Origin of the sequence: Lactococcus formosensis, assembly GCF_018403745.1 — a bacterium.
Taxonomy (GTDB): Bacteria; Bacillota; Bacilli; order Lactobacillales; family Streptococcaceae; genus Lactococcus; species Lactococcus formosensis.
Window position 1 is genome coordinate 296,044 of record NZ_BOVP01000004.1, and the last position, 13,689, is coordinate 309,732.

The following is a 13,689-nucleotide window of genomic DNA, read 5'->3' on the forward strand; positions in this document are numbered from 1 at the left end:
CTGTTCTTCTAAGAGCAAGAAAAACGAAAAAACTGCTGAAGTTAGAACACCCCACACAACTTCTTCTTACCTTGTTTATCAGCAAAAAAATATCTTTTCCAACGAGAAGTTTATCCTCCTCCACACTGTAATCTATGGTATAATATCATTTATGACTATGAAAACTTCATTCGCAACTTTAGCAGGAAAGAGTTCACGCTTAGTTTTAGAGAAAATCTTTAAGCGTGGAAGTACGCTGCCTGGTAAGATTGCTTTAAAATTTGATCCTGAAATTTTAGCTACATTAACAAAAGATTATGAAATTATCGTTGTGACAGGGACCAATGGTAAAACCTTGACCACAGCGCTCACTGTCGGTATACTCGAAAAAGCTTTTGGAAAAGTTGTCACAAACACTTCTGGTGCTAACATGATTACTGGGATTACTGCTACTTTCTTGACAGCACCTAAGGTTAAAAAAGGGAAAAAAGGCTTTGCTGTTCTGGAGATTGATGAAGCATCACTGCCAAAAATCACCGAATACATTAAGCCTTCACTTTTTGTTTTCACAAATATTTTCCGCGACCAAATGGACCGTTATGGTGAGATTTATACAACGTATGACTTTATCGTTAAGGGAGCCGCTAATGCACCTGAAGCCACTGTTCTCCTCAATGGCGATAGCCCACTCTTCCATTCACAGACTTTGGTCAATCCCGTCAAGTATTATGGTTTTGACCATGAAAGTCATGCGCCTGAACGTGCGCATTATAATACTGAAGGGGTTGTTTGTCCAGAATGCCATCACATCTTAGATTATAAGCTCAATACTTATGCCAATCTTGGTGACTACATCTGCCAAAACTGTGGTTTCAAACGTCCTGAGCTGGATTATCGCGTTTCTGAGCTCACAGAAATTACCAATACTTCTTCTCAGTTTGTCATTGATAATCATTCTTATAAAATCAATGTGGGTGGACTTTACAATATTTACAACGCTCTTGCTGCTGTTTCTGTCGCTGAATTTTACGGTGTACCTGCTGAAACTATCAAGGCAGGTTTTGAACAATCTAAAGCCGTCTTTGGACGTCAAGAAACCTTTAAGATTGGCGACAAATCTGCTACTATTGTCTTGATTAAAAATCCTGTCGGGGCGAATCAAGCACTAGAAATGATGAAACTTGCTGATTATCCATTTACTTTGGTTAGCCTACTCAACGCCAACTATGCTGACGGTATTGACACAAGCTGGATCTGGGATGCTAATTTTGAATTGGTTCATGACATGGATATTGACCAGATCTTTGTTGGTGGTGTCCGCCATAGTGAAATGGCTCGCCGTTATCGTGTTTCTGGATTTGATGAGAGTAAAATTCATGAGCTTGAATCTCTTCCAAAAATTCTTGATGCCATCAAAAATGAAGCGGATCAGCACATCTATATCCTAGCAACTTACACTGCAATGTTAGAAATGCGTGAGTTGCTTGCACAAAACAAGATGATTGGAAAGGAGATGCATTAATGGTTTATACTTCTTTAACATCAAATTTAGAAAATCCTAAATACAACCTTCATGTTGCCCATCTTTATGGGGACTTGATGAATACTTATGGCGATAACGGTAACATCCTCATGCTTAAGTATGTTGGCGAAAAATTAGGCGCTGAAATGACTTTTGATATTGTTTCCCTTGAAGATAGTTTTGATCAAGATTTTTATGACCTTGTCTTCTGGGGCGGTGGTCAAGATTATGAACAAGAAATCATTGCGGACAGTTTCAAAAATATCACAGCACCACTCAAATCCTATATTGAGGCTGAAAAGCCTATGCTTGCCATCTGTGGCGGCTATCAAATGCTAGGTCAGTACTATATCAATGCTGCTGGCAACAAGATTGAGTGTACTGGTATCTTGCCGCACTATACTAAAAACCTTGGCAATGACCGTTTTATTGGCGATATTCAGATTCATAACGAAGAGTTTGGAGAAACTTATTATGGTTTTGAAAATCACTCGGGAATTACTTATCTTGGTGAAGGCGAAAAAGCTTTAGGTAAAGTGGTTTATGGCGGTGGGAACAATCCCGACGATGACACCGAAGGGCTCCACTATAAAAATACTTTTGGCACTTATTTTCACGGTCCAATCCTTTCCCGTAATGCACGCTTAGCCTATCGCCTCGTCACAACTGCCTTATATCAAAAATACGGGCAAGGCATAGAACTTCCAGCCTTCGAGGAAATTCTCGCCCACGAAGAAAAAGGGCAACAAATCACTGACGTCAAGCGTAAAGTTGAAAATTACGAACATTAAACTAAAAAACTGTAGAATAAATCTACAGTTTTTTTTAATCCACAGACTTTAATGCACCCAGCATATCGACATTTTTGAGTTTCAGGTGGACGACAATACTTAAGCCTAAAGTTGTAGCTAAGGTAATGAGTGTTGAGAGCAACAGGTTACTCCATAGCAGATTGGGATTAAACATAATCATATCAGTTGGCAACATGGTAATAATCACATGGTGGAAGTAAGCCCCTAAGCCAAAGCCAGCTAATATTCCCATAAAACTCAGTAAAATCGTCTCACGATAAATGTAGAGTGTTACTTCACGATCATAGAAGCCCAGTACTTTAATCGTTGACAACTCTCGAATTCGCTCAGAAACGTTGATATTGGTAAGATTATAAATAACAACGATAGCCAATAGAATAGCACAGCCAATAAGTACAAACATGACGCTGTTGATCCCGTGTAAAAAGGCATCGATTGTATTTTGTAAATCACTATTTTGCGATACAGTGAGCGCCCCAGCATTTCGCATAAAGTCAGCCGAAGCGGCTTGACTTTTAGCCTTTGACGTATCTCGAAGCTTCAAGAGATGCGCATTTGTCTTTATTGGTGCATTAAACAGCCCCTTATATTGGTTTTGACTCATAAAAATATAGTGCCCCATATACATCTCGGTAATGCCTGCAACTTTTATTTTTACTATTTTATCCTGATTGGTTTTTAACGAGATAGTCTGACCAACTTTTGCTCCAAGCAATTCTGCCAATTTTTCACTTACTACTGCACCCTCTTTTGGTAAAGACAGCTTCTCTTTACTTACACGATTACGCAGTGTTACAAACTGTTTAAAGTTTTCTTCCTTCTCCGGAACCATTAAACTAATATCCTGACGATTATCGTTAATCGTTTGATGCAGTTGTTCAAAGTGAACTGGAGCGTAAGACTTAATATTGTCTGACTGTAAAAACTGGTCAAGTTCATCTTGCTCCTGTTTATTCAAGTTATCTTGAGAAACCGCAAGCATATTGTAGTGTAAAATTTCGCCAAACTGTCGTTGACTAAGCCCTGAGATAGAATCCCGGATACCAAAGCCCATAACAAGAAGTGCTGTACATCCCGCAACCCCAACAATAGTCATCAACATTCGCTGTTTGTAACGGAAAAGGTTACGTGCTGTTACTTTATAAGTAAAGCTCATACGCTTCCAAATCGGCTTGATTCGCTCCAAGAATATGCGCGAACCTGCTTTAGGTGGTTTGGCTAAGAAGAGTGCCGCTGGTGCGCCACGCAACTCAGATTGAGCCACCAAATAAGCAGGAAAAACGGTACAGGCAAGCGCAATCACAAAGGAAACAAGCGTCCAGAAAGGTGAGAAAGTCAAAATCAATCCTGAAAATGTCGAGGAGGCCGAATAAGCGTTAAATACCACATGTGGCAGCACAACATGACCTAAAATAACACCTACAGTTGCACCGGCACAGGCTGAAACAGTTCCATATACGATAAATTTTTTGCGAATTTGAGCATTAGTGTAACCTAAGGCTTTAAGTAAGCCCATATTGCCACGCTCTTCTTCCACGAAACGTGTCATTGTCGTTAAACTGACAAGTACGGCAATCGCAAAGAGCACGACGGGAAAAATGTTTGAGAGGGCATCGATACGAGTGGAATTATCAACAAAGGTTTGATAGCCCGGGTTTCCTTCTTTGCGATTATTTACGGTATATTCTGGAGCTTCAAGCGCTGCTAGTTTATCTCTCTGTTCTTGCAGTTGAGTTTTACTTTCTACAAGTTTTGCTTTACCTGTATTCAAACTTTCCTGCAGGGCTTGGAGTTGAGGATTTTCACCAGCTAAAGCTTTTTGTTGATTGAGCACATTCTGTGATTCTTGCAGTCTTATTTCTTCTGCTTTCAGTTTATCTTGGGCTTGATTTAACTGAGCTAGTGGCTCTTCTTTTATCTCCGCTAAACGCTTCTCAGGTTGTCGCTCCAATAATTTTTTGAGTGTCTGTTCGTAATAGTCCGAGCGTTCCGTAAATTTTGGATCATATGGACTGAGGCCTTGCATGGTTTTGAAACTCAAGCGTGCAATCATATACACATCTGACTGAAAAGCTTCAGGAGGAACAACGGCATAACCGTTAAGCTGTCCCGTTCCTATATTGGTCGGACCGTATAGACTTTTATCAACAAATTCACTTGATTTGACAAAACCGACCAGCTTAAACTCATGGTTTTTTAGAAGGTATGATCCCCCATTTTTTTCTTCGGTTACGCGGATTGTATCGCCAAGCTTATACTTGTCTTGGTAGAGAAAATCAAGGGCAACTTCATTGCTTTTTTGGGGCATTTCCCCTGCAATGAGCTCATAAGTCGAAAGGTTATCTGCTTGCGAGAAAATACGCAAGGAAGTTTTCTTATCGGGCAACAAAACATCACGAAAGTAGCCAAAATCCACCGTTTTGAGTCCATTTTCCTGACGAATAAGCGCTTGGTCCGATGCATTTAAACCCATCGTTGAGGTAATGCTCAAATCTGCCAAGTGATGCCGCGCATAGAACTCCTCAGCCGTTGCCCTCATATTTGGCCCAGACATTTTTAAACCGACAAAGGCAAAGACCCCCAAAGCCATGAGGGAGAAAATAGATATGAAACGTCCAAAGGATCCAGTAATCGACCGCCTTATATTTTTATTGAGGGTTTTTGTTTTCATCGAATCACCACTCAATCGTTTCGATATCTGCCGGACTGTCGTTGACCGTAATCTCCTTGACTCGACCATCATGGACATGAATGATACGGTCCGCAATTTGACTAATGGCAGCATTATGGGTCACAATAATCACTGTTGCACCCTGAACGCGCGACATGTCCTGCAGTATTTTCAGTACATGCTTACCTGTTTGATAGTCTAATGCTCCGGTTGGTTCATCACAGAGAAGGATTTTAGGATTTTTAGCGATAGCACGCGCAATAGCCACACGTTGTTGTTCTCCCCCTGAAAGTTGTGAGGGAAAATTATCCAAGCGATGACCCAAGCCGACATTTTGAAGAACTTCTACAGGATCAAGCGCATTTTCGACAATCTCTGAAGCTAATTCGACATTTTCCTTGGTCGTCAAATTATTAATCAAGTTATAAAATTGAAAAACAAAACCAACGTCACGTCTACGATAAGTGATCAATTCTTTAGCAGACAACTCAGCAATATTTATACCATCAATTATTACTTGCCCTTCATCACTAGAATCCATGCCGCCTAAAATATTCAAAATCGTTGATTTACCCGCACCTGATGTGCCTAGGATAACCGCAAGCTCCCCTTTCTCGATTGCAAAGTTTACATGATCATTGGCATAGATTTTTTCTCCACCAGATTGATAAATTTTTGATTCATCTTTTATCTCAATATAGGACATAATATCCCTCCTGTAAGCGTTTATATTACTCTATTATACCATACTCTCAACTCGCATTTTATTGATTTAGGTATAAAAAAACGCCAGCCTAAGCGCTCACGTCTTCTTATATTTTTATTTCCAAAAATCATCAAAAACGGTAATGGGTAAGTGACGTTTGTGTTCTGTTTTAAGATACCAATTTTCGATTTTTTCTTGTGCCTCAGGGCTGATTGAGCGGCCTTCTGTATAGTTGTCGATATCCTCATAAGTCACGCCCAAAGCAACTTCGTCTGCCAAACCAGGCTTACCATCTTCCAAGTCTGCTGTCGGAACTTTCTCATAAAGAGAAGCTTCGGCACCCAAAGCAGCGAGCAACATTTTACCCTGACGTTTATTGAGACGGAAGAGCGGCAATAAATCAGCGCCACCATCACCAAACTTCGTATAAAAGCCAGTAATATTCTCAGCTGCATGGTCTGTTCCCAAGACAGCACCTTGCATCCCACCAGCAATCCCATATTGACTAATCATACGTTGACGGGCTTTGATATTTCCCTTGTTAAAGTCAGAAATCTCCACACCAGTTGCTTCTAAAGCAGCAACTTGAGCATCAACAGCTTCTTTGATATTCACAACTAAACTTTTATCTGGTTTAATAAAGTCCAGTGCTTTTTGCGCATCAGCTTCATCTGCTTGTGTACCATAAGGCAGACGAATAGCTACAAATGTATAAGCTTCGTTTCCCGTTTCTGCACGCATTTCTTCCATGGCAATCTGTGCCAAGCGGCCAGCCAATGTTGAATCTTGCCCTCCAGAAATTCCTAAAACATAGGTTTTAATAAAAGGATATTTCTTTAAGTAGTCTTTGAGGAAATCCACTGATTTACGGATTTCTTCTTGTGCATCGATTGTTGGTTTAACACCTAATTCTTTGATAATTTTTTCTTGTAAAGACATATTCACTCCAAAATTTTAGCCATATAAAATTCATCAACCCATTCATCATTGATTTTAAGAGATTGGCTACGTACTCCTTCAATCACAAAACCGTTTGTTTTATAACATGAAATAGCTGCACTGTTGTTCATTGCCACTGTGAGTTCTAAACGTGAAACTCCTTCTTTACGTGCCCATTCTTCTAAAGCTACAAAGAGCCGGCTCGCAATCCCTTGACGACGATAATCTTTAAGCACAGCAATGACAATTTTAGCACAATGCCTATTACGACGGTAAGTGCCACGGTAGGCAGCTAAGAAGGCAACTAATTCACCTTGATCATTGTCGGCACCCATCAAAAAGTCCGTTGAGGCAACTTGATTAGCTAATTCATGAAGTTTGGTCTTATGTTCGTCAGGTTCAACCAGCATAAAATTATTTTCTTGAAAAATTTCCATTTGGAGCTGACCAAATGCTTCAGCATGTCCTAATTCAATATTTTTTATTCTCATAGTATCAATCCAATTTCATTCCAGAAACCTTGGTGCGTACTTGACTAATCAAACGCATCTTATGGTTCCATAATTCTTGTGATAAGTCAACGGGATATGGTTGGGGATTGAGGTTGCGCTTATATTCATCCCAAAGTTCGGTCAAGTTGGCTTCAGCAAAAGTTTTAATTTCTTCTAAGGTAGGCAAAGGATAAACTTGCTGGCCTTTGACAAAAATTTCTTTAAGTAGAGGTTTGGCAGTAAAGTCACGTACATTTTTATTGATGAAGGTGTGCACAGGGTGGAACATATAGATTTCCTCACTCTGGTCTGGTCTTTCCCCGTCAAAAGTAATATAATCCCCTTCAGATTTACCGTCACTTTCTCTTGTGATACGCCAGATTTGCTTTTTCCCAGGCGTGGAAACTTTCTCTGCGTTGCTCGACAGTTTGATGGTGTCTTGCATTTCGCCCTGATCATCCTCCATAGAGACGAGCTTGTAGACAGCGCCAAGCGCAGGCTGATCATAAGCCGTGATGAGTTTAGTACCTACACCCCAAACATCAATTTTCGCTCTTTGCATTTTCAAGTTCAAAATTGTTGACTCGTCCAAGTCATTTGAGGCGTAGATTTTGGCATCAGTAAAGCCAGCTTCATCCAGTTGCTTACGTACTTTTTTCGAGATATAGGCCATATCTCCAGAGTCGATACGGACACCTTGGAAATTGATTTTGTCACCAAATTCACGTGCCACACGAATAGCTGCCGGAACACCAATGTTCAAAGTATCATAAGTGTCCACAAGGAAGACACAATCTTTATGTGTCTGCGCATACGCTTTAAAGGCTTCATAATCGTTGCCATAGCTCTGAACTAAAGCATGCGCATGTGTTCCACTTGGTTTAATGCCGAAAATCTTAGCCGCACGCACATTACTTGTGGCATCTGCACCACCAATATAGGCCGCACGTGTCCCCCAAATAGCAGCGTCCATTTCTTGGGCACGGCGTGTACCAAACTCAAGCAAAGGATCATCACCAATCACAGACTTGATGCGTGACGCCTTGGTTGCAATCAGTGTTTGGAAATTAATAATATTGAGGACAGCCGTTTCGATAAGCTGACATTCAGCCAGCGGTCCTTCTATCTGAACCAAAGGTTCGTTGGCAAAAACGAGTTCCCCTTCTTGGACAGCACGCACCGTACCTGTAAAACGAAGCTGTGTCAGATAGTCCAAAAAATCCTCAGGATAATCTAAATCACGCAGATAAGAAATATCTGTTTCGGTAAATCTTAGATTGTTCAAGTAGTTAACCATGCGTTCCAGACCTGCAAAAATAGCATAGCCGTTTTCAAAAGGCATTGAACGGAAAAAGACTTCAAAAACAGAATTGCGGTTATGACGCCCAAGCTCCCAGTAGGTCTGCATCATATTTATTTGGTAAAGATCTGTATGTAAAGTTAAACTATCGTCTGGATATAGTGACATGGTGACTCCTTTTATGAGTGACAAATTATATTCTAACTCTATTTTAACAAAATTTAACGGTAAATTGTATTGTCATCTCTCCCGACTCATATATTTTCGTTTTCTTCTTGTCAAATTTAAGCTTCTCCTCATCAAAAAAGTAAAAAGCTTAATGTTCTCCTTTTTTACTCCATTTCTATAATATTATTTTGATTTTAATAAGAAAAACATTACAATAATATTATATTAGTATAACGAAGATTACTAAAATACGTAAAATACTTGACGGGGTAAAAATATATGATACCTGAGCAAAAAAAGAAACTTCGGAATATAGCAGCTCTAGCTCTCCTCGCCTTAATCGGAGGCACTTTTGCTTTTCAATCCTTTAACCAACGAGCAACCAATGACCGTGAAGGATGGAACAACGAGGGCGCAGCTGGTCGTATCCACGATTACTACAGCGATGAGACAGGAAATAAGGACGTCTTTGTCGAAAACTATGGCGACGAGCCCTTACTGGTTCGTGTCCAACTCAAAGAGTTCTTGTCCAAGAACGATGAATCTATCGTGAGAGATGCTGAGCGTAGATATGTCGACACATGGACCGTCTGGCAACCTGCGGCTGATGATATACACAACCGTCTCGACAGCTCGCCGAGTCAAGCTTTTGACCGTTATGCCGATTGGTCCTTTGGTTTTTCTCGTCGAGGGGGGATTGCCGATGAGATGGCCAGCCGTAACCAAGCGCAAAGAGACAGAATGGGTGTCCCCTATATGCCCACCTTTAATCATGACCGCGGCGATGAGCGGACTGCCGCTGCTGGTGATGCACGCGACTATGTCGATGGTGGTGCGACACATCCCGGAGACGGGACAGAGGGTTACTGGGTACACCTCCAACTCCTACGACATGGCAACTTTTTCCAAAACTTTGACCCTGCTGAAGCTGAAAAAGATGAAGCAGACCGTACACCTCTTTTCCCTGGCCGCCCCATCGAGCAAGCAGTTAAACATACTGTAACAGAGGAACGTCCGCCAATGACCATGGCACAATGGGAAGACTTACCAGAACATGAAAAAGTCGGGCGTTACTGGGTTGTCGATGAGGAGACGGGTTATGCTTACTGGGCGTCTTATCTCCAACCAGGACAAGCCACCTCTTACCTTATCGACCAAACAGATATGGCAGATGCGATTAAGAAAGAGCCAGGCTCTTGGTACTATGCCATCCTTGTTCAAGGCAATATGGTCTCCCCCACAGAAGATAATATTAATCGTTTCTTTGAAGAAGGTGGAGATACAGCACGTGCACGAGATTTGGTAGAGCGTATGGGCCTGACCGACATTCCAAACTTTAATGGCGATATTAAGCCCGGAGGAAGTTTCCATGTGGAAGGTGCAGAGTACGAATACCTAGGGCCACACGGCGGAGGCGGACATCTGGTTGTCCCGAGAAATCATATTGGCATAAGCCGATTTGGCGCTACATCGGATTATCAAATGTCGGATGTGAAAGCCATAGCCAACAGCTTTTACGGCATGCTCCCACAACGTTTACAAGCACGCGTCCTTCCTGTAAGTTATGGTTCAGATAGAGCAATAGAGGTTGAAGAATTAGAAAACCCTTGGGATAATCCATTGGGCAAGAATGCGCATGATTACATTACTACTGTTGATGAATCCGGAGAAAAAACGGCCTTTGTATTGTCGATTGGAGATATTATGTTCGGGACAAGAACGAGTCCAGAAATGGTGTCAGAAAACCAAGAAGCCCTAGCAGTCAATGCATCGGACCATCCCTTTGACTTTGACGAGTTCTGGACCCGAACAGCTGTCGGAGGCGGGGCCAGCAACAAAGTATTTGGCTGGGATCTAACTTGGGAGACGGACAACAACTGGCGCCCGTGGAATATTTCCGAGATGAAACCTATCCTCCCTGCGCTGCTTCTCTCACAAGTAGGGGAAGATCCGATTCTCCAGCAATAAAAGGAGCTTTAGTACTAACAAATACTAAATTAGTAAAGAATGGTTGGAAAATATAAAAGGAAGTCCAGGCTTCTTGTAGTCTGAAGCCAGACTCTTTTGGTCAGTTATACTTCGGCTTTAAACGACGAGCTATTAATAACCGGTTAAGAGATAATGAAGGTCAAGGTGGACTAGGACAACCGAATGCTTCACTAATCTAGCTGCCCCCTTGCACCAGATATTACTCCTATTGTTCTGTTCCATGCGCCTTTGCCCTCTCAATTACCGGCGTTAACTCTTGCACAAGGAAGTTTAGTTTCCCTAAGTCCCTCAATATGCGAGTGCTAACAACAGTCGCAGTGCCTCCCTACTTTTGCATTGGCGATCAATGCTAAGTATTTCTCGCACGGATAGCCTCCCTTAAAAGCAAGTGAAGCCTATGTTCACTTGTTTTTTGCTATAATATGAAAAGAATTAAAAAGGAGCTGTATATCCACTGATGGAACAAGCAAAAAGAAACAAAATAGGAATTCTGGGTGGCAACTTTAACCCAGTCCACTTTACCCATCTGATGATGGCTGATCAGGTCGCTCAACGTCTTGATTTAGACAAGGTCTGGCTCATGCCAGAGGCTCTTCCTCCACATGTTGACGAGAAAAAAACTATCTCGGCGGAGCATCGCGTGAAAATGCTGGAGCTGGCAATTGCAGACAGTCCACGTTTATCACTTGAGTTGGGGGAAGTTGCACGTGGTGGGAAATCTTACACCTATGACACGATGAAGCACCTCACTCAAGATTATCCAGATACAGATTTTTATTTTATCATTGGTAGCGATATGGTAGAGTATCTTCCGAAATGGTACAAAATTGAAGCTTTACTCGATATGGTTCAGTTTGTGGCTGTTCAACGTTCAACCACGGCCATTGAAAGCCCTTATCCTGTCCAATGGGTGGACTTACCTCTTTCTTTTGCATCCAGTACTTCTTTACGTAAGATGTTTAAAGATGGAATTGAGCCTGCTTATCTCATGCCTCAATCTGTTATTGATTATATAAAAAAAAATAAGCTCTATCTTGAAGGATAGAGCTTTTTATTAATCTTCGATAATTTCTTCAAAATCAACGGTTCCCTTACGTTTATTGGCTGAAATGACACGAATTTTTAGGACATCACCCATACGGTAAGTTTTTTCCGATTTTTTACCTTTGAAAATATCTTCTTCTTCATCGAATTCAATGGCTTCTTCAACACCTGTGTGAAGATTGACTGTACGAATCAAACCTTGAACCGTATTATCAAGTTCCATGAAAAGACCAAACTTTTGAACACCAGTTACGGTTGCTGAGTAAACTTCACCGATATGATCTTGCATATACTCCGCTTTTTTCATGGCATCTACGATTCGCTCTGTCACCACTGCACGATGTTCCATGTCAGAAGACTGTTTAGCGATTTCCGGTAAACGTTCCTTCCATTCTTCTTTCGTACGGTTTGAGTGATCTTTTGGATAAAGATGAAGCAAACGATGCACGATCAAGTCCGGATAACGACGAATCGGACTGGTAAAGTGAGTGTAGTCTGTCGCAGCTAAACCATAGTGCTGTGTATTTTTTTCCGAATAAAGAGCAGTCGACATCGTGTGGCGCAATTGATATGTCAGTGTTTTTTCAAAAGCCGTTCCTTTAATCTCTTCCGCAAAGTAATTCACAGCTTCATGAGAGTTTGAACTCAAGCTAAAGCCAGCATCAGCCGCCTTTTCCATTAATTTAGCAAATGCTTTTTCTTTCGGCTTGTCATGTACGCGATAAAGTGACGGCAATTTTTTCTTTTGGAAATCAAGTGCAACCGTTTCGTTGGCTGCCAACATGAAGGATTCAATCATCCGTTCTGCTGTACCTCGTTCACGTTTCACAACATCAATCGCGTGACCTTTTTCATCTAAGATAACTTTTGCTTCACTTTCGTCAAATTCGATCATGCCACGTTGATGACGCATCTCTTCGAGCAGTGCATGAAGTTCCCCAGCGATAGCGACAGAATCCACAATTTTAGGAAATTGCTCTAAACTTTCGCGATGTCCTTCTTGCCCTTTATTGAGCATCTTGTTTACTGTTGAATAAGTCATACGGTAAGTTGTCTTAATCACAGACGGACCAATCTTATAATTGATAATTTTACCAGAGCTATTGATTTCCATAACACAGGACATCGTCAAACGCTCTTGCGCTTCATTCAATGAACAGAGGTTATTGGACAGCTTAACAGGTAACATTGGCACGACACGATCGGTAACATAGACAGATGTAGCACGCGCAAAAGCTTCATCATCCAAAGGTGAGCCGTCAGTAACATAGTGAGAAACGTCAGCGATGTGAACACCCAGTTCATAATTTCCGTTGTCTAACTTCTTAACATGAATGGCATCATCTAAGTCTTTCGAATCTTCACCATCAATTGTATAAGTGATTTCTGAGCGATAATCGTCACGCCCTGCAAAATCCTCTTCCGTCAATTCCTCTGGGATTGCTTCGGTCTGCGCCATTGTTTCTGCTGTAAATTCTTGCGGAATTTTCATAGCGCAAAGCACTTCTAAAATATCAATCCCCACATCATCCTTGTGTCCGATAATTTCTAACATTTGTCCTTCAAATGCTTTATTTTCATCGGGATGTTGTGTTACTTTAACGCTGACAACATCACCTTCTTGTACTTCAGGCAGCGGCTGCTTGATGTATAAAGGATCTGTGATTTTATCATTGTAAAGTTGAATCGTACCTTTGTAGCCTGTAAGTTTGCTTTGACGGCTGGATAAGCTTTGGTAGCTCCCAACAGTTTCCGTCACTGAACGTTTTGTGATTTTGATTATTTGTCCATCTGCACCACGTTTGGCATTTTTTTGATGAAGCACACGAACAAGGACTGTATCTCCATCCATTGCTGATTTGGTAAATTTTGGTGAGATGAAAATGTCATTACTCTTGTCAATCGCATCGAGCGGGTTCACAAAGCCAAATCCCTTCGGATGCTTATGAAAAACGCCTTCAACTTCGTTTTTTTCTGGTGTATTAATAATTAAATCTGATATTTTTGCCATTATTATCTTTCTGTTTTTTAAATCTATCTTTTCTATTATAACACACCCTACGAGACG

General features: G+C 41.2%; 10 protein-coding genes. 4 read left to right on the forward strand and 6 right to left on the reverse strand.

Going from position 1 to position 13,689, the window contains the following annotated elements; all coding sequences use genetic code 11:
* Window positions 1-151 precede the first annotated feature (151 nt).
* Both murT and gatD read left to right on the forward strand, forming a co-directional pair.
* A complete protein-coding gene (gene murT / locus KJS37_RS06765) occupies window positions 152-1,501 on the forward strand; it encodes a lipid II isoglutaminyl synthase subunit MurT (protein ID WP_026063819.1) in 1,350 nt (449 codons plus the stop codon).
* Complete coding sequence (gene gatD, locus KJS37_RS06770) at window positions 1,501-2,292, forward strand: lipid II isoglutaminyl synthase subunit GatD (protein ID WP_213496530.1); 792 nt, start codon at window positions 1,501-1,503, stop codon at window positions 2,290-2,292. The genes murT and gatD overlap by 1 nt, the downstream gene beginning before the upstream one ends.
* A 34-nt stretch (window positions 2,293-2,326) precedes the next feature.
* Here the strand turns inward: gatD and KJS37_RS06775 are convergent, their stop codons facing one another.
* The 5 genes from KJS37_RS06775 to KJS37_RS06795 form a co-directional block, all read right to left on the reverse strand.
* A complete protein-coding gene (locus tag KJS37_RS06775; RefSeq protein WP_213496532.1) occupies window positions 2,327-4,984 on the reverse strand; it encodes an FtsX-like permease family protein in 2,658 nt (885 codons plus the stop codon).
* Between the two features lie 4 nt (window positions 4,985-4,988).
* Window positions 4,989-5,690: an ABC transporter ATP-binding protein gene (locus KJS37_RS06780; RefSeq protein WP_017369597.1), complete on the reverse strand. Its 702-nt coding sequence runs from the start codon at window positions 5,688-5,690 to the stop codon at window positions 4,989-4,991.
* A 114-nt stretch (window positions 5,691-5,804) separates the two neighbouring features.
* The gene (nadE, locus tag KJS37_RS06785; RefSeq protein ID WP_213496534.1) at window positions 5,805-6,629 is read right to left on the reverse strand and encodes an NAD(+) synthase; all 825 of its coding nucleotides are present in this window, start codon (window positions 6,627-6,629) and stop codon (window positions 5,805-5,807) included.
* Between the two features lie 2 nt (window positions 6,630-6,631).
* Window positions 6,632-7,120, reverse strand: a complete 489-nt coding sequence (locus KJS37_RS06790; protein WP_017369595.1) for a GNAT family N-acetyltransferase — start codon at window positions 7,118-7,120, stop codon at window positions 6,632-6,634.
* Window positions 7,121-7,124: 4 nt separating this feature from the next.
* Window positions 7,125-8,588, reverse strand: coding sequence for a nicotinate phosphoribosyltransferase (locus tag KJS37_RS06795; RefSeq protein WP_017369594.1), 1,464 nt, complete (start codon window positions 8,586-8,588; stop codon window positions 7,125-7,127).
* Window positions 8,589-8,867: 279 nt separating this feature from the next.
* Between KJS37_RS06795 and KJS37_RS06800 the strand changes: the two genes are divergently transcribed.
* A complete protein-coding gene (locus tag KJS37_RS06800) occupies window positions 8,868-10,556 on the forward strand; it encodes a hypothetical protein (RefSeq protein WP_213496537.1) in 1,689 nt (562 codons plus the stop codon).
* Window positions 10,557-11,034: 478 nt separating this feature from the next.
* Window positions 11,035-11,622: a nicotinate-nucleotide adenylyltransferase gene (locus KJS37_RS06805; RefSeq protein WP_213496539.1), complete on the forward strand. Its 588-nt coding sequence runs from the start codon at window positions 11,035-11,037 to the stop codon at window positions 11,620-11,622.
* 9 nt (window positions 11,623-11,631) lie between these two features.
* Here the strand turns inward: KJS37_RS06805 and rnr are convergent, their stop codons facing one another.
* Window positions 11,632-13,659 carry a ribonuclease R gene (gene rnr / locus KJS37_RS06810; protein WP_276512725.1) on the reverse strand — a complete coding sequence of 676 codons (2,028 nt, stop codon included), beginning with the start codon at window positions 13,657-13,659 and terminating at the stop codon, window positions 11,632-11,634.
* Window positions 13,660-13,689: the final 30 nt, after the last annotated feature.

Excerpts from the sequence above, each read along its gene's own strand:
- murT (WP_026063819.1), top strand. The coding sequence starts at position 152 with ATGACTATGAAAACTTCATTCGCAACTTTAGCAGGAAAGAGTTCACGC.
- gatD (WP_213496530.1), top strand. The coding sequence starts at position 1,501 with ATGGTTTATACTTCTTTAACATCAAATTTAGAAAATCCTAAATACAAC.
- KJS37_RS06775 (WP_213496532.1), bottom strand. The coding sequence starts at position 4,984 with ATGAAAACAAAAACCCTCAATAAAAATATAAGGCGGTCGATTACTGGA.
- KJS37_RS06780 (WP_017369597.1), bottom strand. The coding sequence starts at position 5,690 with ATGTCCTATATTGAGATAAAAGATGAATCAAAAATTTATCAATCTGGT.
- nadE (WP_213496534.1), bottom strand. The coding sequence starts at position 6,629 with ATGTCTTTACAAGAAAAAATTATCAAAGAATTAGGTGTTAAACCAACA.
- KJS37_RS06790 (WP_017369595.1), bottom strand. The coding sequence starts at position 7,120 with ATGAGAATAAAAAATATTGAATTAGGACATGCTGAAGCATTTGGTCAG.
- KJS37_RS06795 (WP_017369594.1), bottom strand. The coding sequence starts at position 8,588 with ATGTCACTATATCCAGACGATAGTTTAACTTTACATACAGATCTTTAC.
- KJS37_RS06800 (WP_213496537.1), top strand. The coding sequence starts at position 8,868 with ATGATACCTGAGCAAAAAAAGAAACTTCGGAATATAGCAGCTCTAGCT.
- KJS37_RS06805 (WP_213496539.1), top strand. The coding sequence starts at position 11,035 with ATGGAACAAGCAAAAAGAAACAAAATAGGAATTCTGGGTGGCAACTTT.